Source organism: Cupriavidus sp. PB-02 (assembly GCF_058252315.1).
In genome coordinates, this window is the sequence record NZ_CM177695.1 from 696307 (window position 1) to 719309 (window position 23003).

Annotated in this window: 16 protein-coding genes; 9 read left to right on the forward strand and 7 right to left on the reverse strand. The window is 67.6% G+C overall.

Translation table 11 applies throughout. The features are described 5' to 3' along the window. Positions 1-32: 32 nt before the first annotated feature. The 5 genes from AC10V3_RS23945 to AC10V3_RS23965 all read right to left on the reverse strand — a co-directional run bounded on the left by AC10V3_RS23945 (position 33) and on the right by AC10V3_RS23965 (position 5615). On the reverse strand, positions 33-899 hold the full coding sequence (locus tag AC10V3_RS23945; RefSeq protein WP_490924086.1) for an HTD2 family dehydratase: 867 nt from the start codon (positions 897-899) through the stop codon (positions 33-35). A 45-nt stretch (positions 900-944) separates the two neighbouring features. Then, positions 945-1769 (reverse strand): HpcH/HpaI aldolase/citrate lyase family protein, encoded by an 825-nt coding sequence (locus AC10V3_RS23950; RefSeq protein WP_022537898.1) that lies wholly within the window; start codon positions 1767-1769, stop codon positions 945-947. 10 nt (positions 1770-1779) lie between these two features. After that, positions 1780-3162 carry an MmgE/PrpD family protein gene (locus tag AC10V3_RS23955; RefSeq protein ID WP_022537899.1) on the reverse strand — a complete coding sequence of 461 codons (1383 nt, stop codon included), beginning with the start codon at positions 3160-3162 and terminating at the stop codon, positions 1780-1782. Between the two features lie 71 nt (positions 3163-3233). Continuing rightward, positions 3234-4436, reverse strand: coding sequence for a CaiB/BaiF CoA transferase family protein (locus tag AC10V3_RS23960; RefSeq protein WP_022537900.1), 1203 nt, complete (start codon positions 4434-4436; stop codon positions 3234-3236). Positions 4437-4445: 9 nt separating this feature from the next. Next, positions 4446-5615 (reverse strand): acyl-CoA dehydrogenase family protein, encoded by a 1170-nt coding sequence (locus AC10V3_RS23965; RefSeq protein WP_022537901.1) that lies wholly within the window; start codon positions 5613-5615, stop codon positions 4446-4448. 512 nt (positions 5616-6127) lie between these two features. Here AC10V3_RS23965 and AC10V3_RS23970 point away from each other — a divergent pair. Together AC10V3_RS23970 and AC10V3_RS23975 are read left to right on the forward strand one after the other, a co-directional pair. Next, positions 6128-6595 carry an MgtC/SapB family protein gene (locus AC10V3_RS23970; protein ID WP_022537902.1) on the forward strand — a complete coding sequence of 156 codons (468 nt, stop codon included), beginning with the start codon at positions 6128-6130 and terminating at the stop codon, positions 6593-6595. Between the two features lie 195 nt (positions 6596-6790). Then, positions 6791-7300 (forward strand): DUF2628 domain-containing protein, encoded by a 510-nt coding sequence (locus AC10V3_RS23975; RefSeq protein ID WP_022537903.1) that lies wholly within the window; start codon positions 6791-6793, stop codon positions 7298-7300. Positions 7301-7335: 35 nt separating this feature from the next. Here AC10V3_RS23975 and AC10V3_RS23980 read toward each other — a convergent pair whose 3' ends face one another. Beyond that, positions 7336-8238 carry a LysR family transcriptional regulator gene (locus tag AC10V3_RS23980; RefSeq protein ID WP_022537904.1) on the reverse strand — a complete coding sequence of 301 codons (903 nt, stop codon included), beginning with the start codon at positions 8236-8238 and terminating at the stop codon, positions 7336-7338. Between the two features lie 190 nt (positions 8239-8428). Between AC10V3_RS23980 and AC10V3_RS23985 the strand changes: the two genes are divergently transcribed. The 7 genes from AC10V3_RS23985 (at position 8429) to AC10V3_RS24015 (ending at position 21677) form a co-directional block, all read left to right on the forward strand. Further along, the gene (locus AC10V3_RS23985) at positions 8429-9343 is read left to right on the forward strand and encodes an SDR family NAD(P)-dependent oxidoreductase (protein ID WP_022537905.1); all 915 of its coding nucleotides are present in this window, start codon (positions 8429-8431) and stop codon (positions 9341-9343) included. Between the two features lies 1 nt (position 9344). Then, a complete protein-coding gene (locus AC10V3_RS23990) occupies positions 9345-10604 on the forward strand; it encodes a CaiB/BaiF CoA transferase family protein (RefSeq protein WP_022537906.1) in 1260 nt (419 codons plus the stop codon). A gap of 98 nt (positions 10605-10702) precedes the next feature. Beyond that, positions 10703-10909 (forward strand): DUF6494 family protein, encoded by a 207-nt coding sequence (locus tag AC10V3_RS23995; RefSeq protein WP_022537907.1) that lies wholly within the window; start codon positions 10703-10705, stop codon positions 10907-10909. A 304-nt stretch (positions 10910-11213) separates the two neighbouring features. Next, entirely contained in the window at positions 11214-13406 is a 2193-nt protein-coding gene (locus AC10V3_RS24000; RefSeq protein ID WP_022537908.1) for a type I secretion system permease/ATPase, read from the forward strand. Beyond that, a complete protein-coding gene (locus tag AC10V3_RS24005) occupies positions 13390-14790 on the forward strand; it encodes an HlyD family type I secretion periplasmic adaptor subunit (protein ID WP_022537909.1) in 1401 nt (466 codons plus the stop codon). Before AC10V3_RS24000 ends, AC10V3_RS24005 begins: the two co-directional genes overlap by 17 nt. A 74-nt stretch (positions 14791-14864) precedes the next feature. Next, positions 14865-20168 carry a beta strand repeat-containing protein gene (locus tag AC10V3_RS24010; RefSeq protein ID WP_490924087.1) on the forward strand — a complete coding sequence of 1768 codons (5304 nt, stop codon included), beginning with the start codon at positions 14865-14867 and terminating at the stop codon, positions 20166-20168. Positions 20169-20324: 156 nt separating this feature from the next. Beyond that, complete coding sequence (locus AC10V3_RS24015; protein WP_490924088.1) at positions 20325-21677, forward strand: TolC family outer membrane protein; 1353 nt, start codon at positions 20325-20327, stop codon at positions 21675-21677. A gap of 30 nt (positions 21678-21707) precedes the next feature. On the opposite strand, the gene AC10V3_RS24020 is transcribed toward AC10V3_RS24015, so the two are convergent. Further along, positions 21708-22868: an AraC family transcriptional regulator gene (locus AC10V3_RS24020; RefSeq protein WP_022537912.1), complete on the reverse strand. Its 1161-nt coding sequence runs from the start codon at positions 22866-22868 to the stop codon at positions 21708-21710. Positions 22869-23003: the final 135 nt, after the last annotated feature.

The following is a 23003-nucleotide window of genomic DNA, read 5'->3' on the forward strand; positions in this document are numbered from 1 at the left end:
GCAAGCGGGAGAGGGAGCAAACCGGCAGCTCTTTAGCCTTCTACTTCAGCCCATCCCTGCATCGCCTGCCCGCCAGCATCATCGCCAGTCCACAGCACCAGCCGCCCAGGTTGCGCCGGATCAGCTGTGCCGCCAACAGTGATGATGTCCTGATCGAACAACGGCGCCAGCCCGCGGAACCCAAAGCGCTTCACGCGTGCCTGCGGCTGTTCACGCGCCACTAGGTCCAGCATTAGCATGGCCTGCATCGGCCCATGCACCACCAGGCCGGGGTAGCCCTCCACGTTGCGCGTGTATTCGCGGTCGTAGTGGATGCGGTGCCCGTTGAACGTCAGCGCCGAATAGCGGAACAGCATCACCGGATCCGCCTGCAGCGTGCGCTGCCATTGCGCGGTTCGCTCCAGCCGCGGGCGCGGCGCCTGTGGCTTGGACGGGTCCGGCATGGCGCGGTAGACGATGTCGTGGCGCTCGTTGACGGCGGTCTTGCCATTGACGGTCAGTTCATGGTCGACGGCGACGAACCACAGCTCGCCGGTGCGGCCGGTCTTGTACTGCACGTCCTTGATGGTGGAGGTGCGCGTGACGGTATCGCCGAGATGCAGCGGATGGCTGAAGGTCAGCTCGCTGCCGGCCCACATGCGTCGCGGCAGCGGCACCGGCGGGAAGAAGCCGCCAAGCGAGGGATGGCCGTCGCGCCCCAGTTCGCGCTGTGGCGCGCGTGGCAGGAAATAGAGCCAGTGCCACAGCGGCGGCAGCGGGCCGGCGGCGATGGCCTCGGGATCGAGGTCGAAGGTGGCCGCGAGCCCGATGACCGGTTCCGGCGACAGCGTTTCGGTGCGCGATTCGCTGCGGCCGATCCAGCCGCGCAGGCGTTCGAGTTCGGAGTTGGCGTCAGTCATGGCATCAAAGCCCTCTAAAACATCGGGTGGAAATCGGGGAGCGCGCTATTGCGCCAGCGCCAGCAGCCGGCGCGCCTGCTCGATCACGGGGCGGTCGACCATCTTGCCGTCGACCTGCACTGCATGGCTGCCGCTGGCGGTGGCTGCCAGCACGCGGCGGGCCCAGTCCAGTTGTTCGGCGCTTGGCAGGAAGCCTCCACGTACCGCGGCGAGTTGTGCCGGATGGATGCAGAGCTTGCCGGCAAAGCCGAGTTCGCGCGCGTAGGCGACATCATCGGCCAGCACCGCTTCGTCCTTCAGCGCGGTGGTCACGCCGTCGACCGGCGGCGGCAGCCCGGCCACGCGCGAGGCCAGCACGATGCGCCCGCGCGCGAAGGCCAGTGCGTTGCGCGTATGGCTGCAGCCCAGGTCGACCGCATAGTCGAGCGAGCCGAAGGCCAGGCGCGCCACACCGGTTGCGCTCGCCACGGTATCGACCTGATGCAGGCCGCGCGCGGTCTCGATGATGGCGACCAGTTCGCCTTGCGGATTGATCGCATGCAGGGCCTGCGCGATGCCCGCCAGTGCGGCGGCATCCTCCGCTTTGGGCACCAGCAGCCCGGCCAGCGCGGTGCCGGGCGGCAGCGCGCGCAGCCAGGCCATGTCGGCGGCAAAGGCGGGCGAGGCGCTGTCGTTGATGCGGACAAAGGCGTTGGCCGCGGGACGGCCGGCCAGCCAGGCGCCGATGGCCTCGCGCGCGGCGGGCTTGGCGTCCGGATGGACCGCGTCCTCGAGGTCGAGGATCATGACATCCGGGCCGGCCGCGGCGGCCTTGCCGAAGCGTTCCGGCCGGTCGCCCGGCACGAACAGGTAAGTGACTGCAGTGGACATGCGCGGGTTCTCAGCGTGCGGCGGGCAGCCAGTCGTTGACGTTGGGCGCCTGCTCCAGCGCCCACACGCGGCGGATGATCTCGCGCATTTCGGCCTCGCTGGCGCCGTGGCGGAAGGCGCCGAGTTGCAGCGCCTTGGCTTCCAGTTCCGGGCGCGACAGCGTGTTGTCGGGATCGCCCTTGGGCACGTCGACGCGCGCGGCCAGCGTGCGGCCGTCGGTGGTCTTCACGGTCACGCGGCCGATCCACTGGCGCGGGTAGGCGGCGTTGATCTCGTCGTCGAGTTCCATCTCGACCTTGCCGCGGAATGCAGTCACCCTGTCGTCCTGCAGCGCATGCTGCTCGAACTCGCCCAGGCCGGCATGGCCGTGCACGGCCACCAGGCCCAGCACCGTGCCCATCGAGAACTTGGCCTGGTGGATGGTGGTCGGGTTGACCACCGGCCCGAGCACGTCGATGGCGCCCTGGTGCACGTGCGTGGTGACGCCGGCGACCTGGTCGGCGGCGATGCCTTCGCGCTGCATCACGGCCTTGAGCGCATCGGCGGCCGGGTGCGTATGGCGGCACGAGGCGAAGAACTTGAACGAGGTCTCGGCGGTGGCCCAGCGCGTGCCGAGGCCGTCGGTCAGGCAGGCGGGATTGGCATCGCTCGACATGCCGGCAGCCATGCCCTGCGCGCCTTCCAGGATCTGCTTGGCCCCGGTGAAGCCCGCGCGTGCGAGCCAGGCCGATTGCAGGCCATTGGCCGCGGCCTTGGCGGTGTGCAGCTGCTTGGAGTCGGCGGCGTCGCGCAGGAATTCCCACAGGCCCGCGGCCTGCGTGCCGGCCGAGCCCAGCGCCTGGTTGATGCCTTCGGCGTCCAGGCCGTAGAGCTTGGCGACGGCGGCGGCGGCAGCCAGCGTGCCGACGGTGCCGGTGGTGTGGAACACGCGGTAATGCGAGCGGCCCATGAACTCGCCGATGCGGATACCTGCCTCATAGCCTGCGATCGAGGCCAGCAGCATTTCGGCACCGGTCTTGCCTTCGGCCTGCGCCGCGGCCACCACGGCGGGGAACACCACGGCGGCAGGGTGCAGCACCGAGCCGTTATGCACGTCGTCCTGCTCGACCACGTGCGAGGAGGCGCCGTTGATCAGCGCGGCGAAATAGGGCGAGGTGCGGCGGCGGTCGACCAGCACTTCGGCCTCGCCCTGGGCCGGGCCCATGGCCGCGGCGAATTCCTGCAGCTTGCGTACCGCCGGCGCATCCTTGCCGGCGATGGCCGAGGCGATCCAGTCGAGGAACAGGTCCTTGGTGCGCTCGATCACGGGCGCGGGCACGTCGGCCAGCTTGAGGTCGGCGAGGAAGTCGCACAGCTGGCGGGTCGGGTAGGTAGTGTCTGCGGGTTGGCTCATGCCGGCTCCGGAGATGGATGTGTACTTGCAGAAAGGAAAAAGCGCCCGGTTGCCCGGGCGCCGGTATTGGCTCAGATAGTCTTCCGGTCCACCAGCGCAGCGATGTCGCTGTCGGCGTAGCCGAGCTCGGCCAGGATCTGCCGGCTGTGCGCGCCCAGTGCAGGAACATCGCCCATCACCGGCTCCACGCCCGACAGGTTGGCCGGCGGCAGCAGCGCGCCGATGGTGCCGCCCGGCACCGCGACTTCGCGCCAGCGGTTGCGGGCGGCCAGTTGCGGGTGGTTCCAGACGGCTTCGATATCGTTCATCGGCGCGTTGGCGATCTGCGCCGCGTCCAGCAGCGCCTCCGCCCGCGATACGGTCATCGAGGCAAAGCGTTGCTCGATGATTTCAGTCATCGCGGGGCGGTTCTTCACGCGGCCCGAGTTGGTGGCGAAGCGCTCGTCCTGCAGCAGCTCGGGCTGCTCCAGCACCTTCTCGCAGAAGGCGCGCCATTCGCGCTCGTTCTGCAGGCCGAAGATCACGCTGCCGCCGTCGCCGGTGCGATGCACGCCATAGGGTGCGATGGCCGGGTGCGAGGCGCCGAAGCGCGCCGGCGGCGTGCCGCCGTAGTGGCCGAAGTAGAGCGCATAGCCCATCCATTCGGACAGCGCCTCGAGCATGGTGACCTCGACGCGTACACCCTTGCCGGTGCGCCCACGTTGCAGCAGCGCGGACAGGATGCCGGTGTAGGCGTACATGCCAGCGGCGATGTCGGCAATCGAGATGCCCGCACGCGAGGGCTCGTCCGGGCCGCCGGTGATGCCGATCAGGCCGGCGGCGGCCTGGATCAGCAGGTCGTAGGCTTTCTTGTCGCGATACGGGCCGGCATCGCCGTAGCCCGAGATATCGCACACGATCAGCTTGTCGTAACTGGCGTGCAGCGTGTCGAAGTCCAGGCCCATGCGCGCGGCGGCGCCGGGCGCCAGGTTCTGCACCAGCACGTCGGCGTCGGCCAGCAGCTGGTGCAGGACCTTCTGCGCCTCGTCCTGCTTCAGGTCGAGGGTCAGGCTTTCCTTGCCACGGTTGAGCCAGACGAAGTGCGAGGCCTGGCCGTGCACGGTCTCGTCATAGCCGCGCGCAAAGTCGCCCGCACCTGGGCGCTCGACCTTGATCACGCGTGCGCCCAGGTCGGCCAGCTGGCGCGTGGCAAAGGGTGCCGCCACCGCGTGCTCGAGCGAGACCACGCGGATGCCGTCGAGCGGCCGGATGTCCTTGGGCGAATTGACAGACATGCGCGGCCCTCAGAACGAACGCGGCAGTTCGAGCACGTGCTCGGCCACGAAGGACAAGATCAGGTTGGTCGAGATCGGTGCCACCTGGTACAGGCGGGTTTCGCGGAACTTGCGCTCGATGTCGTACTCGGCGGCAAAGCCGAAGCCGCCGTGGGTCTGCAGGCAGACGTTGGCTGCTTCCCACGAGGCGTCGGCGGCCAGCAGCTTGGAGATATTGGCTTCCTTGCCGCAGGGCTTGCCCGCGTCGAACAGCTGCGCGGCCTTGTAGCGCATCAGGCTGGCGGCTTCCACATTGATGTACGAGCGCGCGATCGGGAACTGCACGCCCTGGTTCTGGCCGATCGGGCGGTCAAACACGATGCGGTCGCGCGCATAGTTGCTGGCGCGCTCGACGAACCAGTAGCCATCGCCGATACACTCGGCGGCGATCAGGATGCGCTCGGCGTTGAGGCCGTCGAGTATGTACTTCAGGCCCTTGCCTTCCTCGCCGATCAGGTTCTCGGCCGGGATCTCGAGGTTGTCGAAGAACAGCTCGTTGGTCTCGTGGTTGACCATGTTGCGGATCGGCTTGACCGTCAGGCCCTTGCCGATGGCATCGCGCAGGTCGACCACGAACACCGACAGGCCTTCGGACTTGCGCTTGACCTGGTCCAGCGGCGTGGTGCGCGCCAGCAGCAGCATCAGGTCCGAGTGCTGCACGCGCGAAATCCATACCTTCTGGCCATTGACGATGTACTTGTCGCCCTGGCGCACCGCGGTGGTCTTGAGCTTGGTGGTGTCGGTGCCGGTGGTGGGCTCGGTCACGGCCATCGACTGCATGCGCAGCTCGCCCGAGGCAATGCCCGGCAGCCAGCGCTGCTTCTGCTCGTCCGAGCCGTGGCGCAGCAGGCAGCCCATCACGTACATCTGGCCGTGGCAGGCGCCGGAATTGCCGCCGCTGCGGTTGATTTCTTCCATGATGACCGAGGCCGCGGTCAGCGACAGGCCCGAGCCGCCATAGGATTCCGGGATCAGGGCCGACAGCCAGCCGGCCTGGGTCAGCGCCTGGACGAACTTCTCCGGGAAGGCGTTCTGCTCTTCCACGCGTTGCCAGTAGGCAGAGTCGAAGCCGGCGCAGAGGTCGCGCACCGCTTCGCGGATTTCGGGGTAGAGCTGGTCTGGATCCTGTTGTGCAAGCATGGGATGGCCCGGTTCGATTTGAATGGGGGCCATTATTCCCGAGCCCCCTGCACGCCGAAATTCGGATTTGCGAAAGAGCGGCTTAGGGGACCCGGAAGCGGGGTGCGGCAAGCACGACGCCCGGCAGGGGCCGGGCGTCGGGAGGCGACGGCGCCTGGCGGCGCCGCGCGGTCGGGGGAAGGGGCCTGTGGCCGCAGCCTTGGCCCCGTGGATCAGTGTACGAACAGCCAGATCAGAATCAGAACGAAGGCTGGGACACCAAGTAGCCAGGCGAGGATGTAGGGCATGGTGTGGCTCCTGTCGAAGTCATGTCGCGGTGATTCCAATATAGGAACCGGGGCGTAGCGGGACTGTCGGGGACCTTCCGCTTGCCTTGTAGGACGCCACCGCATGCTCAGGGCGGGGCGCTTGCGGCGATGTGGCGCCGGCGTCCCCGCTTTGCGGGCGCCACGTTCCCGGCGCGTGCCCCGTGCTACGCTCGGGTCTGTGCCACAGCACCCGGAGGCAAAGCGATGGATGGGGTCTGGTCCGAAATCTACAGCGCGCTGCGCGCCGAATTTGCCGACGTGCCCGACGCCGGCGAGGCCACCCGCATCCTCGTGCGCCTGTGCGTGGCGGTGGTGCTGGGCGGCCTGATCGGCTATGAGCGCGAGGCCGCCGGCAAGGCTGCCGGGCTGCGCACCCATATGCTGGTGGCGCTGGGTTCGGCGCTGTTCGTGCTGGTGCCGCTGCAGGCCGGGGTGCCGCTGGCCGACATGAGCCGCGTGCTGCAGGGCCTGATCGCGGGCATCGGCTTCCTGGGCGCCGGCGCGATCCTGAAGCAGAGCGACGAGGCCCATATCAAGGGCCTGACCACGGCTGCCAGCATCTGGATGGTCGCCGCCATCGGCGTCGCCGCCGGCCTGGGGCGCGAAACCACTGCCGTGATCGCGACCGTCTTCACGCTGATCATCCTGCAGATCCTGTGGCGCTGGAAATAGGAATAGGGCCGGAGAATTACCCGGCCCGGGGCGAGGATGCGCCGGCAGCACCGCGGCCGCCAGTCCTGCCCCGATCCTGCGCCAATCTCCGCCGCAATGCGCGCTAGCGCACGCAGGCGGCGCGCCGCCCGGCCTATGCTTTGGCACAGGCTGCGCCGCGACGGACGAGCGCAGCGCAGGCAGGGGGAGGTTGGCATGAAATCATCGATCCGTGACGACGCGGCGCTGGCCGTTTTCGTGGGGCCGCGCTACCCGTTCTACAGCGCGCGCTGGGCCCTGGCCGTGGGCCGCGGCGGCATGTCGTGGAACTGGGCGGCGTGCCTGCTGGGGCCGTTCTGGATGGCCTACCGGCGCATGTACTGGCAGGTGGGCGTCTATGCGCTGATCGTCTGCGCAGAGCCGGTGCTGCACGCGCTGTTCCGTCTGGACATGCCGCTGGTGCTGTCGCGGCCGATGCTGTATGCGCTGGCGCTGCTGCTGGGCATGTATGGCAACCAGCTCTACCGCTGGCATGCCGAAACCACCATCCGGCGCCTGCGCGACTATCACTGGTCGCCGGAGCTGGTCAATTATTCACTGGCGCGCAGCGGGCGCACCAGCTGGCCCGGCGTGTTCGCCATGGGCCTGCTGCTGGCGGTGATGGTGGTGTCGCTGCGCCCGCTGGCGGGGTTGGTGGCGCATTCCGCGGGCCTGGCCGCGGGCTGAGGGGCTGATTCGCTGCAGGGCGGCGCAGGCGGGCCTTACACCGGCTCGCGCGCCGCGTCCACCAGGTACTGGATCAGGGTCTCGGCAAACTGGGGCAGCTCGCGCCCAGGGCGGCGGCACAGGCGCAGCTCGCGCTTGGCCCATTCGTCTTCCAGCTGGATGAAGCGCAGCACCTTGCGGCTGGCGTAGCGGCGCGCGCAGCTGTTGGGCACGATGGCGATGCCCGCGCCGGCCTCCACCATGCGGCACACCGCGTCGAAGCTGCCCACCTGGATGCGCAGGCTGATGCGCTTGCCCATGCCGCTGGCGATGCGGTCCAGGAACGACTGGATCGCGCTGAACTGGTTCAGGCCGACGAAGCGGCAGGTATCGAGCAGGTCAGCAAAATGCAGCCGCTTGAACGCCGGCAGCGGGTGGTTGACCGGGGCGATCACGATCAGCTCGTCGCTGCACAGATGCATCACGTCCAGGTCCTGGGTGGCGACTTCACCCGCGACGATGCCCAGGTCGGCCGCGCCCGCGCTGATCGCCGAGACGATTTCCTGCGACAGGTGCTCCTCCAGCTCGATATCGACATCCGGGTTTTCCGTCAGGAAGCGCGACACACCGGCGGCCAGGAATGAGTTGGTGGCGGTGGTGTTGGCCAGCAACCGCACGCGGCCTTTGACCCCTTTGGCGTACGGCCGCAGGTCGGAATGCAGGCACTCCAGCTCGCGGAAGACTTCGCGCGCGTGGCGCAGCAGCGCATCGCCAGCCGGCGTCAGGCGCACGCCCTTGACCTGGCGGATCAGCAATTGTGTCTGGAACGCCTCTTCCAGCTGCTTGATCCGGGTGCTGGCCGCGGGCAGGGACAGGAAGCTGCGCTCGGCTGCACGGGTCAGGTTCTCCGTCTCGCCGACGTTCAGAAAGAGGCGGAGGTCTGTCAGGTCGTAATGCATGGGCTTCCGTAAGGCCAAAGGCCACTTTTGTGATTCGTGAATTCCAATGTCGCGGCCGCCAATTTATCGTATCCCGCGGGGCATTGACATCCGGACTGACCGCATTGGCGCGCCATGTGCCCGCGGCGAAAGGGTGTTTGCCGGATTTGCGGTCGGTGACCGCACAAAAAGTATTCAGAGGAGCAACGCAATGAGCGGTTTGATGGCAGGCAAGGTCGCGCTGGTGACGGGCGCGGGTGGTGGGATCGGGCGTGGCATCGCGCTCGCAATGGCCGCCGCCGGCGCCAAGGTTGTGGTCAATGACCTGGGCGTGTCGATGACCGGTGAAGGCGGCGACGCCGGCCCCGCCCAGCGCGTGGTCGATGAAATCCGCGCCGCCGGTGGCGAGGCCGTGGCCAACACGGACAGCGTGTCGACCTGGAACGGCGCCAATGCCATCGTGCAATGCGCGCTGGACCACTTCGGCCGCATCGACGCCGTGGTCAACAACGCCGGCAACCTGCGCGACCGCATGTTCTTCAAGATGAACGAGGAAGAATGGCGTTCGGTCATCGACGTGCACCTGCACGGCACGTTCTTCGTCAGCCGCGCCGCGGCCAACTACTTCAAGGACCAGGAGGGCGGCGCCTACGTGCACATGACCTCGACCTCGGGCCTGATCGGCAACCTGGGCCAGGCCAATTACTCGGCGGCCAAGCTGGGCATCGCCGCGCTGTCCAAGTCGATCGCGCTGGACATGCAGCGCTTCAACGTGCGCTCGAACTGCATCGCGCCGTTCGCGTGGAGCCGCATGACCAGCTCGATCCCGGCCGAGACGCCGGAAGAGAAGGCACGCGTGGCCAAGCTGCAGAAGATGGAAGCCGGCAAGATCGCGCCGGTGGCGGTGTACCTCGCCAGCCCGGCCGCCAGCGAAGTGAACGGCCAGATCTTCGCGGTGCGCGCCAACGAGATCATGCTGATGAGCCAGCCGCGCCCGGTGCGCTCGGTGCATATGAGCGAAGGCTGGACGCCGGAGAGCGTGGGCGAGATCGCCATGCCGGCGATGCGCAACAGCTTCTTCAAGCTGGAGCGTTCGCCCGACGTGATCGGCTGGGACCCGATCTGAGATGGCGGGCACGCAAGCCACGCGAGAAACCCGTGGCACCCGGGGCGCCCTTGCGGGCGTCCGGGTGCTGGACCTGTCCCGCATCCTGGCCGGGCCCTGGTGCGCGCAGAACCTGGCCGACCTGGGCGCCGAGGTCATCAAGGTCGAACGTCCCGGCGCGGGCGACGACACCCGTTCGTGGGGGCCGCCCTGGCTGCCTGGCGCGGACGGCCAGCCGTCGCGCGATGCCACCTACTTTGCCGGCGCGAATCGCGGCAAGCAGTCGGTGACGCTCGATATCGCCAGCCCCGACGGGCAGGCGATCGTGCGCGAGCTGGCCGCGAAGTCGCAGATCGTGCTGGAGAACTACAAGGTCGGCGACCTGAAGCGCTACGGGCTGGACTACGACAGCCTCAAGGCGCTTAATCCGTCGATCGTCTACTGCTCGATCACGGGCTACGGCCAGACCGGGCCGAGCGCGCACAAGCCCGGCTATGACTTTATCTTCCAGGGCCTGGGCGGCCTGATGAGCGTCACCGGCGAGCGCGACGACCTGCCCGGCGGCGGCCCGCAGAAGGTGGGCGTGGCCGTGGTCGACATGCTCACCGGCATGTATGCCACGGTGGCCGTGCTGGCCGCGCTGCGCCACGCGGAGCGCACCGGCGAGGGCCAGCATATCGACATGGCCCTGCTGGACGCGGTGGTCGCGGTCGGCGCCACGCCGATCATCGCCCAGCGCGTGACCGGCAAGGCCATGCCGCGCTACGGCAACGCGCACGCCAACATGGTGCCCTACCATGTGTTCGCCACCGCCGACGGCTACATGATCGTGGCGGCCGGCAACGACGGGCAGTGGCAGGCTTATTGCCGCGGCATCGAGCGTCCCGACCTGGCCGCCGACGAACGCTTCGCCACCGGCCCCGGCCGCATCGTCCATCGCGAAACGCTGGTGCCGATGCTGGAGGCCCACATGCGCACGCGGCCGACGGCGCACTGGGTGCAGGCGCTGGAAGCGCAGGGCATTCCGTGCGGGCCGATCAATGACTACGGCCAGGTGCTGGAGGACCCGCAGGTGCGGCATCGCGAACTGCAGGTCGACCTGGTGCGCGAGGACGGCAGCCTATGCCCGACGGTCAAGAGCCCGCTGCGCCTGTCGGCCACGCCGGTGCAGTATGACGCGCCGCCGCCCCGGCTGGGCGAGCATACCGAGCAGGTGCTGCAAGCCGTGCTGGGCCTGTCGGCCGAGCGGATCGCGAAGCTGCGGGAGCAGCGCGTGATCTGACGGGGACCCCGGCGGGGGCCTGCAAAACGCCCCGCATTGCCCCCGCATCGCCTAGGCTGTCTTGGTAGCGGTCGCAAGCCCGCTCCCAGGAGACAGCCATGAACGAGGAAACCTTCAACCTCAGCATCCGCAAGTTCCTGAAGGTCGTCGGCGTCAGTTCCCAGCGCGAGATCGAACAGGCGATATCGAAGGCGCTGGCCGCCGGCACCATCGCCGGCACCGAGCGCTTTCCGGTCTCGGTGACCCTGGAACTGCCGGGCGTGCAGCTCAACGTGCGGTTCGACGGGGAGATCCAGCTCGAGTGAGCCGGTTGTTGTTGTACCCGGCGTCACCCGTTTCTTGCGTGAAACGCCAAACGGATGATTCCGTCCAGCCCCTTTGTTGCGCCCGCTGATCCATCTGCACGATGGGCGCGCCAGCCCCCCGCGCCTATTCTTGCGAAAAACGCCACACCAATGGGACCGGGGGGACACCATGGCTGGATGCAATTGGCGCAGGCTTTACGCAGGGAGCGCGGTATTCGCAAGCCGCGCAGCGATGATGGCGCCAGGCCGCATCGCACGCCACCGCGTTGGCCACGGGCCGCGCTGAAGCAGGCAGGCTCCCGCCATGCATGCCGCCGCACCCGCACGCCCTGTCGAGGACGCCGGTTGGAATATGCCGGATCCGGCATCCCGACATGCCCGTCCCGACGATCCGCTGCTTGCGTGCCTGCTATGGCTGGCGCGACGTTTTAACCGCCCAGCTTCGGCCGAAGCCCTGGTTGCCGGCCTGCCGCTTGAAACGCATCGCCTGACACCAGCATTGTTTCCCCGTGCGGCTGCGCGCGCCGGTATGTCGGCCCGGCTGGTCAGGCGCCGGCTGGACGAGATTCCCGAGCTGGTGCTGCCTGCGATCCTGCTGCTCGACCAGGGCGAGGCCTGCGTATTGCTGCGCCGCGGCGGCGAAGCCGGACAACTGCTGGTCGCGATGCCGGAGTGGGGGGAGGGGGAGCACGCTGTCCGCAGCGAAGACTTGCTGGCCCGCTACACCGGGCATGCCATCCTGGCCCGGCCCACGCACCGCTTCGAGACGGCGGGCGAGCCAGGGCCGACGCCGCCGCACGAGTGGTTCTGGGGCGTGCTGCGCCACTCGTGGCCGCTTTATGGCGAGGTGATGGTGGCCTCGCTGCTGCTCAGCCTGTTCGCGCTGGTCATGCCGCTGTTCACCATGAACGTCTATGACCGCGTGGTGCCCAACCATGCGCTGGAAACGCTGTGGGCGCTGGCCATCGGCGTCGGCCTGGTGCTTGCCTTCGAACTGGTGATGCGGACGTTGCGGGGCTATTTCGTCGACGTGGCCGGCCGGCGCATCGACGTCACGGTCTCCGCGACAGTGTTCGAAAAGGTGCTGGGCATCGAGATGAAGGCGCGGCCCGCGTCCGTGGGCAGCCTGAGCAGCCAGCTGCATGAATTCGAGTCCGTGCGCGAGTTCCTGACCTCGGCCACCATCACGACCCTGATCGACCTGCCGTTTGCCGCGGTCTTCATTGCTGCCATGTTCTGGGTCGGCGGCCCGCTGGCATGGGTGCCGCTGCTGGCGGTGCCGCTGGTGATCGGCATCAGCCTGGCGCTGCAGGGTCCGTTGTCGCGCGCGGTACGCGCCAGCAGCGCCTGCGCGGCCCAGCGCCAGGCGGCGCTGGTCGAGACCCTGGTCGGGCTCGAAACCATCAAGACCACCGGCGCAGAAGGCCCAGCGCAACGCAACTGGGAACAGGTGGCCGGCCAGATGGCAAAGCTCGGGCTGCGGGCGCGGCTGCTTTCCGCCTGCGTGATCAACGTCGCGCTGTTCGCCCAGCAGGCCGCCACGCTGGTGGTGGTGGTCATCGGCGTGTACCTGATTGCCGACGACCGGCTGACCATGGGCGGCCTGATCGCCTGCACCATCCTCGCCGGCCGCGCGCTGGCGCCGCTGTCGCAAGTGGCGGGGCTGACCACGCGCTATCACCAGGCCCGCACCGCACTGGCCGGCATCGACCGGATGATGGCGCTGCCGGTCGAGCGCCCGCCCGGCAAGCATTTCCTGCATCGTCCGCCATTGCGCGGAGAGATCGAGTTCCGCCAGGTCAGCTTCCGCTATCCGGGCCGCGACAACGCGGCACTGGACGGCGTCTCGTTCCACATTGCCAGCGGCGAGCGGGTCGGGCTGATCGGCCGCATCGGCTCGGGCAAGACCACGATCGAGAAGCTGATCCTCGGCCTGTACGCGCCGGATACCGGCACGGTGCTGGTCGATGGCGCCGAAGTGCGCCAGCTCGACCCGGCGGCGCTGCGGCGCGATATCGGCTATGTGCCGCAGGACGTGATGCTGTTCAGCGGCACCATCCGCGACAACATCGTGATGGGCGCCCCGTACGCCGATGACGAAGCGGTGCTGCGCGCGGCGCGCGTGGGCGGCGTCAGCGACTTTGCCGATCGCCTGCCGGACGGCTATGACCTGCGGCTCGGCGAGCGTGGCGAAGGGCTGTCGGGCGGCCAGCGCCAGGCCATCGCCATCGCACGTGCCGAGTTGCTGCAGCCGCCGCTGCTGTTGCTCGACGAGCCGAGCAGCGCGATGGACAACCGCACCGAGGAGCAGTTCAAGGCGCGCCTGGCCGCGGCGCTGGGCGGGCGCACGCTGATCCTGGTCACGCATCGCGGCTCGCTGCTCAGCCTGGTCGATCGCCTGATCGTGATGGACCAGGGTCGCATCGTCGCCGACGGTCCCAAGGCCGAAGTCCTGAACGCGCTCGCGGGGAGGAAGCTCCATGTCGCCTCAGCCTGACCCGCAACGCGTCGCGCCGCCCCGACGCATGGCGCGATGGCTCGCCGCCGCGCTGAGGCCGCGTGCCGACGACACCGCCTTCATGGGTGAGCGCGATGCGGCTGCGATGGCCCAGCCGCGCTATTTCACGCACTGGATCCTCTGGTCGGCCCTCGTCTTTGTCATGGTGGCGCTGGCCTGGGCTGCGCTGGCGCGCGTGGATGAAGTCACGGTGGGCGAGGGCAAGGTGATCCCGTCGAGCCAGGTACAGGTGGTGCAGAACCTCGAAGGCGGAATCATTGCCGAGATCATGGTGCGCCCGGGCCAAGTCGTGAAGAAGGACCAGGCCCTCATGCGCATCGACGATACCCGCTTCACCGCCTCATACCAGGAGGGCCGCACCAAGGACGATGCGCTGGTGGCGCGCATCGCCCGCCTGAGCGGCGAGGCCGGCGGCACGGACTTCGTCGCCAGCGCACCCGCCGATGCCGAGGGCCGCCGCTTCGTCGCCGAGGAGCGTTCGCTGTTCGAGTCGCGCAAGCGCGCGTTCGAGGCCAACCTTGCCGTGCTGCGCCAGCAGTCCGAGCAGCGGCGACAGGAACTGACCGAGAAGCGCTCGCGCGAGCAGCAGCTGCGGCAGAGCCACCGGCTGGTGGCGCAGGAGCTTTCCATGATGCGCCCGATGGTGGCGCAGGGCGTGGTGTCCGACGTCGACGTGCTGCGGCTCGAGCGGCAGACCAATGACCTGAAGGGCGAGCTCGATGCCACGCGGCTCGCCATGCCGCGCCTGGAAGCGGCCTACCGCGAGAGCCAGCAGAAGCTCGACGAGGCGGCCACGCATTTCCGCGCGGAGGCCATGCGCGAACTCAACCAGGCCAAGGCCGAGCAGGCGGCGCAGAGTGCCACCAACACGGCGCTGCAGGACCGTGTCGACCGTACCCTGGTCCGCGCGCCGCTGGCCGGCATCGTCAAGCAGCTCAAGATCAACACCGTGGGCGGCGTGGTGCAGCCCGGCATGGACCTGCTGGAAATCGTCCCGCTCGAAGACACCTTGCTGGTGGAGGCGCGCGTGCGCCCGGCTGACATTGCCTTCCTTCGGCCCGGGCAGCCGGCGACGGTCAAGCTGTCGGCCTATGACTTCTCGGTGTATGGCGGCTTTCCCGGCACCGTCGAGCATATCAGCGCCGATACGCTGACCCCGGAGCGCCCCGGCGAGCGCCCCGAAAGCTACTACCTGGTGCGCGTTCGCACCCGCGACAACCGGCCCGGCGGCAGCGCGGTGCAGGTGCCCATCCTGCCCGGCATGGTAGCGACGGTCGATGTGCTGACCGGGCAGAAGACGGTACTTCACTACCTGCTCAAGCCAATCATCAAGACCAAAGAGATGGCGTTCCGCGAACGATAAGCGAGCGTTACCCACAACGACAACAAGCAAGGCATGGCCACCAGGCCGGCACTCAGGACGGAGAGAGGGACATCATGGCAACACTGACCGGCACCAACGGCAGCGACAACATCGGCGGCACCACGTCTAGCGACACCATCCTGAGCGGCAACGGCAATGACTATGTCAGCGCTGGCGATGGCAATGATTATGTCGATGCGGGCAACGGCGACGATATCGTCGAAGGCGGCGACGGCAACGACACGCTGCTGGGGGCCAATGGCAAGGACCGCGTATTCGGCGGGCGCGGCAACGATAACCTGTCCGGCGGCAACGGCGCCGACGCGGTCTATGGCGGCAGCGGCGACGACGTGATCGGCAGCATCGACGGTTCCTCGGCGCTTTACACCGGCGACAATGGCGGCGATACGCTGTATGGCGACGGCTACGACAGCTACGCCGACCACCTGCTCGGGCGCGGCCATGAGTCGGCCCAGCCGGGTAACGACCGCATCTTTGGCGGCAACGGCGATGACCTGATCTATGGGGACAACGGCAACAATGCCGCCTTGGGCGGCAACGACATCGTCGCCGGCGGCAATGGCAAGGACACCATCTACGGCGAAGGCGGCGACGACAACATTGGCGGCGGGGCAGGCGGCGATACCTTGAGCGGCGGCAGTGGCGGCGACGTGTTCGTCTACAACGCGGTGTCCGACTCCGCAGCGTCCGGCATGGATGTCATCACCGACTTCCAGCGTGGCGCGGACCGCCTCGACCTGCGCCCGGTGCTGGGCAACTCCGGTTTTGAATGGGGTGGACGCCAGCCCACGGCTCATGGCGCCTGGTTCCAGCAATCGGGCGGCAATACCTATGTCTATGTCGATGTCGACGGCAATCCCGCGACGGCGGAAATGGTCATCAGGCTCAATGGCCTGCACGAGTTGACCAAGTCGGACTTTGCCGGCTACGAGAACCATGCGCCCACGGCCATGGCCGATACCCACGCGATCGGCGAGGACAACTCGCCGAACCCGATCACCGGCAATGTGCTGGCCAATGACAGCGATGTCGACGCCGGCAATGTGCTGGCGGTGGCCAATGCCGGCACGTATGTCGGGCACTACGGCACGCTGACGATCAATGCTGACGGCAGCTATAGCTATAAGCTGGATAACGGCAATGGCCAGGTGCAGGCACTGCGGCAGGGTGAGCATGTGCAGGACACTTTCAGCTATGACGTGACCGACGGCCAGGCCGGCGCGGCATCGTCGCTGAGCATCCGGATCAACGGCGCCAATGATGGGGCCACCATCACGGCGTCGGGCAGCGAGGACACGTCGGTGAAGGAAGCGGGTGGGGCAGCCAGCGCCGTTGCCGCCAACACCATTGCCGTCGACACTGCCAGCGGCACGCTGACGGTGAGCGATGTCGACACCGGTGAAGCGCACTTTGCTGCCGTGCCGCCGGGCAGTCTGGCCGGGCAGTACGGCACCTTCACGTTCGACAGCAATACCGGTGCCTGGACCTACACGCTGGACAACAGCAAGGCCGATGCATTGACCGCAGGGCAGCAGGCTAGCGATTCGCTGACGGTCGCCTCGTTCGACCAAACGGCGCAGCAGACCATCACGGTCAATATCACGGGCGCCAACGACCACGCCACCATCGCGGCGTCGGGCAGTGCAGACACGTCGGTGACCGAAGCGGGCGGCGCGGCCAATGCGATTGCTGGCGACGCTTCCGCCAGCGGCACGCTGACGGTCAGCGATGTCGATGCGGGCCAAGCGCACTTTGCTGCCGTGCCACCGCCGAGTCTGGTGGGGCAGTACGGCACCTTCACCTTCGACAGCAATACCGGTGCCTGGACCTACACGCTCGACAACAGCAAGGCCGATGCGTTGACCGCGGGCCAGCAGGCCAGCGATTCGCTGACGGTCGCCTCGTTCGACCAGACCGCGCAGCAGACCATCACGGTCAATATCACCGGCGCCAACGACCATGCCACCATCGCGGCGTCGGGCAGTGCAGACACGTCGGTGACCGAAGCGGGCGGCGCGGCCAATGCGATTGCTGGCGACGCTTCCGCCAGCGGCACGCTGACGGTCAGCGATGTCGATGCGGGCCAAGCGCTCTTTGCCGATGTGCCACCGCCGAGTCTGGTGGGGCAGTACGGCACCTTCACCTTCGACAGCAATACCGGTGCCTGGACCTACACGCTCGACAACAGCAAGGCCGATGCGTTGACCGCAGGGCAGCAGGCCAGCGATTCGCTGACGGTGGCTTCGGCCGACCAGACCGCGCAGCAGACCATCACGGTCAATATCACCGGCGCCAACGACCATGCCACCATCGCGGCGTCGGGCAGTGCAGACACGTCGGTGACCGAAGCGGGCGGCGCGGCCAATGCGATTGCTGGCGACGCTTCCGCCAGCGGCACGCTGACGGTCAGCGATGTCGATGCGGGCCAAGCGCACTTTGCTGACGTGCCGCCGGACAGTCTGGCCGGGCAGTACGGCACCTTCACCTTCGACAGCAATACCGGTGCCTGGACCTACACGCTGGACAACAGCAAGGCCGATGCGTTGACCGCAGGCCAGCAGGCCAGCGATTCGCTGACGGTGGCTTCGGCCGACCAGACCGCGCAGCAGACCATCACGGTCAACATCACCGGCGCCAACGACCATGCCACCATCGCGGCGTCGGGCAGTGCAGACACGTCGGTGACCGAAGCGGGCGGCGCGGCCAATGCGATTGCTGGCGACGCTTCCGCCAGCGGCACGCTGACGGTCAGCGATGTCGATGCCGGCCAAGCGCACTTTGCCGATGTGCCACCGGCGAGTCTGGTGGGGCAGTACGGCACCTTCACCTTCGACAGCAATACCGGTGCCTGGACCTACACGCTCGACAACAGCAAGGCCGATGCATTGACCGCAGGGCAGCAGGCTAGCGATTCGCTGACGGTCGCCTCGTTCGACCAGACCGCGCAGCAGACCATCACGGTCAACGTCACCGGCGCCAACGACCATGCCACCATCGCGGCGTCGGGCAGTGCAGACACGTCGGTGACCGAAGCGGGCGGCGCGGCCAATGCGATTGCTGGCGACGCTTCCGCCAGCGGCACGCTGACGGTCAGCGATGTCGATGCGGGCCAAGCGCTCTTTGCCGATGTGCCACCGCCGAGTCTGGTGGGGCAGTATGGCACCTTCACCTTCGACGCCAACACCGGCGCCTGGACCTACACGCTCGACAACAGCAAGGCCAATGCATTGACAGCAGCCCAGCAGGTCAGCGATTCACTGACGGTGGCTTCGTTCGACCATACCGCGCAGCAGACTATCACCGTCAACATCACCGGCGCGAACGACTACGCCACGATCACGTCTTCAGCCAGCGAGGACACCTCGGTGACCGAGGCCGGCGGGGCAGGAAATGCCATTCCCGGCGACCCTACGGCCAGCGGCACGCTGACGGTCAGCGATGCCGACAGCGGCGAAGCGCACTTTGCTGCCGTGCCACCGGCCAGCCTGGCCGGGCAATACGGCTCCTTCACCTTCGACAGCAATACCGGGGCCTGGACCTACACGCTGGACAACAGCAAGGCCCAGTCCCTCGGCGCGGGCCAGCATGTGACCGACTCGCTGTCCGTGCAGTCGGCTGATCTCACCGCCACCCAGGCGATCACCGTCAACATCACCGGCACCAACGATGCTGCGGTGAATGCCGTGCCCCTGGCGCAGGTGGTCAACGAAGATACGCCATTGGTGTTCCGTACCGCCAACGGCAATGCACTCGGCATCTCTGACGTGGACAACGCGAGCCACACCGTGACACTGAGCGCAAGCCACGGCGCGATTACGCTGAACGGCGTTGCCGGACTGCAGTTCCTGTCGGGCGACGGCACCGCGGACAGCACCATGACATTCACGGGCAGCGATGCGGCAATCAATGCTGCGCTGAATGGCATGAGCTTCCTTGGCGAGAAAGATTACGCAGGCACCGCATCGTTGCAGATACAGACCAACGATGGCGCTTCGGTCGATACCGATACGGTGGCGATTACGCTCAATCCCGTCAACGATGCGCCAGTGGCAGCAGGGGACGTTGTCTACGTATCGAATAACACCAGCAACATCCTGATTCCGGTGAGCGCGCTGCTTGGCAACGATGTCGACATCGACGGACGAGCCTTGTCTATTACTGCGGTCGATTCCGCCTCCGGCACGGTTTCCGGCCTCAGACTTGTCACTGAAAGCAATGGCAGCTTCATCGAGTTTGATAGTGACAACAAGTCGACGTCGGGCAGCTTCAGCTATACCGTCTCCGACGGCGCAGGTGGCACCAGCATGGCGACGGTGACCGTCAACGTTATGGACAAGAACAGTCCTGCCGGCTTTTCGCTTGAGAATCTCAGTTACCAGGCGTCTTATCTGGATGGTGGCGGCAATTCAGACACCATGACTGGTGCCGGCGTGGGTGACGTCTTCATTGGCGGCGGCGCTGCCGACACCCTCAACGGCGGCACCGGCGACGACGTCTTGCGAGGGGGCGCCAGTAACGATGTCATTGACGGCGGGTCGGGCATCGACATGCTGGATTTCTCCGATGCAACCGGCGCGATCACGTTTAGCCTGACGCAGAGCAGCAGCGGGACCCAGGTCACTCTGGGTGGCGGCCTGGGTAAGGACACCTACAGCAATATTGAGGGAGTGATCGGGTCGGCCTACAACGATACGCTCACCGGCAGCTCCGCCAACGATATCATCCGCGCTGGCGCCGGCAACGACACCATCAATGGCGGTGCGGGCATCGACCTGCTGGATTTCTCCGATGCCACCGGGGCTGTGAGTTTTTCGCTGACACAGAGCAGCACAGACACCACGGTGAACCTGGGCGCAGTGGGCCTTGGCACCGACACCTACAGGAACATAGAAGGTGTGATCGGCTCGGCCTTCAGCGACAACCTCATTGGCTCGAGTGGCAACGACGTGCTGCGTGGCGGGGCCGGCGACGACAGCCTGGCTGGTGGCAGCGGTAACGATACCCTGATTGGCGGTGCCGGTGTCGACATCCTCACCGGCGGTGCAGGCAGCGATACCTTCGCCTTTCTCCGGGCCGACCCGGCCTCGGTGGACAAGATCACCGATTTTGACCGGGCGCCCGCGGCTGCGGGCGGCGATGTGTTGGATTTGTCTGATCTGCTCTCCGGCGTCACCGTTACCACCGCCAACGCCGCGCAGTTCGTCCGCCTGTCGGAGGTCGATGGCAACACCGTGGTCAGCCTGGACCGCGATGGCAGCGGCACGGCAGCTGCATTCCAGGACGTGGCTGTGCTGCAGGGCGTGGTCGGGCTCGATCTCAACACGCTGCTGAGCAACAGCAATATCCACACGGCCTGAGGGTACGGCGGGTGGCGGGTTCAGCAAGCAAAAAGCGGCACGGCAGCAACCGGACGCCGGTGAAGTTGAAAACCATAATAAACGGGTAGCGCACCGCTTTCCGTATCGCGCAGGCAAGCCGATACGCGGCAGCGGGTGCGCCCGAGTGGGGGAAGCATGACAACGACAGGGTGCCGGCTGGCACACGTACTGCTATGGGCCGTCTTGGCGGTGCCGCATTTCGCGGCAGCCCAGGCGCTGCGCCAGGCAGTCGAACAAGCCGTGCACACCAATCCCGAAGTGCTGGCGGCGGGCAGCCGCCGCCTGGCCGCGGACGAGGGACTGACGCAGGCGCGCGCCGGTTACCTGCCGCGTGTCGATGTCAACGCCGCCACCGGCCGCGTCCGCCTGGACAGCCACAGCACGCGCCTGATGGGCCTGTCCGATTCTTCCTATGCCAGCCACGCGGCCGGCGTGACGATCTCGCAGATGCTGTTCGACGGCTTTGCCACCAGCAGCGACGTGGAGCGCCAGGGCGCACGGATCGACGGCGCGGCTTACCGGGTCGGGGCGACGGCTGAAGACATCGCGCTGCGCACAGTCGGCGTCTACGTGGAAGTGCTGCGCCGCCAGGAGACCGTGGCCATCGGCGTGGCCAATCTGGAAGCGCACCAGCACATCTACGACCAGATCCGGCTTGGTGCCGATAACGGGGTGCTGCGCCGCGCCGACCTGTACCAGGCCGAGAGCCGCCTGGCGCTGGCAAAGGCCAGCCTGCGGGCGGAGCAGGGCAGCCTGCAGGACGCGGTGACGGCCTTCCTGCGCGTGGTCGGCGCGACGCCGCAGGCATTATCCACACCGGAATCGCTGTCGGCGGTATTGCCCGCCACCGAACGGGAGGCGCAGCAGGTGGCAAGCGCCAGCCATCCTGCGTTAGGCGCCGGGCAGGCCGATATCGCCGAAGCCCAGGCCGGCCGCTCGCTGGCCAAGTCGGCGCTGTGGCCACGGCTGGATCTCGAGGTCGGCGTGGCGCGCGATCGTGACCGCGTGCTCGGCACCACCGACGAGCGCAGCGTCATGCTGCGGGTGCGCTACAACCTGTTCCGCGGCAACGCCGACAAGGCGCGCATCAACGAGGCCGGCTACCAGGTACAGGAAGCCGAACAGAACCTGGACCGGCTGCGCCGGCAGGTGCAGGAAAGCGTGTCGCAGGCCTATAACGCCTACCTGACCGCGCAGGACCGGCTGGCGAGCCTCGGGCAATACGTCGAGGCCAGCGATGCCACACGTGTGAGCTACGGCAAGCAGTTCCGGATCGGGCAGCGCAGCCTGCTCGACCTGCTCAATGCCGAGAACGAGTATTTCAGCGCCCGCACCGCCTTCGTGACCGGCCGGTACACCGAGCTGGCCAGCCAGTACCGCATCCTTGCCGGCATGGGCTTGCTGCTGGCGACGCTGCAGGTGCCGCTGCCCAGGGAGGGGATGATCCAGGTCGGCCAGCGGACCGGGTCGGCGGCCGGCCAGCGCTAGCGGGCGGCGCCTGCCGCTGAAGCTTGCCTCTCAGCCCAACACGCCCTCGCCCCGCATCCCCCGCAGCCGATACTCGCCCGGCGCCACGCCCGTCCATTTCTTGAACGCCCGATGAAAGGTGCTCGGCTCCGAGAAGCCGAGCCGCAGCGCCACATCCTGCAGCGTCATGCCCGGCCGTTCCAGCATGCCGATGGCGACGTCGCGGCGCAGGCTGTCCTTGATGCTCTGGTAGCCGCGGCCTTGGTCGCGCAGCCGGCGGCGCAGGGTTTGCGGCGTGAGTCGCAGCAGCTTGGCCATCTGCTCCAGCGAGGGCAGTTCGTCGTCCAAGTGTGAGCGCAGGTGCTGGCGGATGCGTTCGGCCAGGCAGCAGTTGTCGCGGTAGCGGATCAGCAGGTTGCGCGGAGTCTCGCGCAGGAACTCGCGCAGGCTGGTGGCATCCCGCATCACCGGCAGGCGCAGGCAGGCGGCGTCGAAATGCAGCGCGGTGACGGGCTGGCCATAGTGCACGGCGGCCTTGAACACGCGCTCAGTGTCGGTGCCGCCCTGCGAGGGCGCGGCGCTCAGGTCGACGCGACGCAGCGGGATATGCTGCGCCACCAGCCAGCTGACCAGCGCATAGGCATGGAAGACAAAGGTCGATTCGGCAAAGCTGCGGCAGGCCGAGGCCGGCACGCGCGGGTGCAGCTCCACCGTGGCGGTCTGGCCATCGGCGCTCAGGTGGAGGCGCGGCGCGAAGGCGTCGACATGCAGCCGGTACAGGCGCATCCCGGTCCGGATGGCGTCTTCGAGCGTGGCGCAGTGGACCAGGTTGCCACATACCTGGGCGAACACGCCGGGTGTGACCGGGCGGTCCAGCAAGCCCCACAGCTCGTCGCGCGTGACGCGGCGCAGCGTGCGGATCAGCGCGGCGTACTGGCCCTGGGTGACGCGCGCGCTGGGCGAGGCCAGCAGGGCCGGCGAAATGCCGGCGCGGCGCAGTAGCGCGTCGATGTCCAGGCCCAGCCGCCGCGCGCCCAGCAGGATGTGGTCGACATGCTTGATCGCGATGGTGTGGCGCGCCGGTGCAACCGCGGCGGGCGGCGGCTCGGCAGGTCGAACCAGAGGTTTGTCCAGCAAGGCCGGCAGCGCACCGGCCATGTGCAGCTTACCCGGCACGGGCGGGGGGTGCGATGACAGGGCGGCGGTGTGCATGGGTCTCCTGGTCAGGGTGACGCGCGGGCGCCCTGGTAGGGCGCGGCAGTCATATTCGCGGGCTTGGCCGGTCTTTTCGCCACCTTAGCAAGCCGCGCGCGCACCGCACAATCGGGATTTGCCAAAGGCTGTCTT

Coding starts and splice junctions, on each gene's coding strand:
- AC10V3_RS23960 (WP_022537900.1), bottom strand. CDS start 4,436: ATGTCTGTCAATTCGCCCAAGGACATCCGGCCGCTCGACGGCATCCGC.
- AC10V3_RS23980 (WP_022537904.1), bottom strand. CDS start 8,238: ATGCATTACGACCTGACAGACCTCCGCCTCTTTCTGAACGTCGGCGAG.
- AC10V3_RS24000 (WP_022537908.1), top strand. CDS start 11,214: ATGCATGCCGCCGCACCCGCACGCCCTGTCGAGGACGCCGGTTGGAAT.
- AC10V3_RS24015 (WP_490924088.1), top strand. CDS start 20,325: ATGACAACGACAGGGTGCCGGCTGGCACACGTACTGCTATGGGCCGTC.
- AC10V3_RS24020 (WP_022537912.1), bottom strand. CDS start 22,868: ATGCACACCGCCGCCCTGTCATCGCACCCCCCGCCCGTGCCGGGTAAG.
- AC10V3_RS23945 (WP_490924086.1), bottom strand. CDS start 899: ATGACTGACGCCAACTCCGAACTCGAACGCCTGCGCGGCTGGATCGGC.
- AC10V3_RS23970 (WP_022537902.1), top strand. CDS start 6,128: ATGGATGGGGTCTGGTCCGAAATCTACAGCGCGCTGCGCGCCGAATTT.
- AC10V3_RS23985 (WP_022537905.1), top strand. CDS start 8,429: ATGAGCGGTTTGATGGCAGGCAAGGTCGCGCTGGTGACGGGCGCGGGT.
- AC10V3_RS23990 (WP_022537906.1), top strand. CDS start 9,345: ATGGCGGGCACGCAAGCCACGCGAGAAACCCGTGGCACCCGGGGCGCC.
- AC10V3_RS23965 (WP_022537901.1), bottom strand. CDS start 5,615: ATGCTTGCACAACAGGATCCAGACCAGCTCTACCCCGAAATCCGCGAA.
- AC10V3_RS24005 (WP_022537909.1), top strand. CDS start 13,390: ATGTCGCCTCAGCCTGACCCGCAACGCGTCGCGCCGCCCCGACGCATG.
- AC10V3_RS23975 (WP_022537903.1), top strand. CDS start 6,791: ATGAAATCATCGATCCGTGACGACGCGGCGCTGGCCGTTTTCGTGGGG.
- AC10V3_RS23955 (WP_022537899.1), bottom strand. CDS start 3,162: ATGAGCCAACCCGCAGACACTACCTACCCGACCCGCCAGCTGTGCGAC.
- AC10V3_RS23950 (WP_022537898.1), bottom strand. CDS start 1,769: ATGTCCACTGCAGTCACTTACCTGTTCGTGCCGGGCGACCGGCCGGAA.
- AC10V3_RS23995 (WP_022537907.1), top strand. CDS start 10,703: ATGAACGAGGAAACCTTCAACCTCAGCATCCGCAAGTTCCTGAAGGTC.
- AC10V3_RS24010 (WP_490924087.1), top strand. CDS start 14,865: ATGGCAACACTGACCGGCACCAACGGCAGCGACAACATCGGCGGCACC.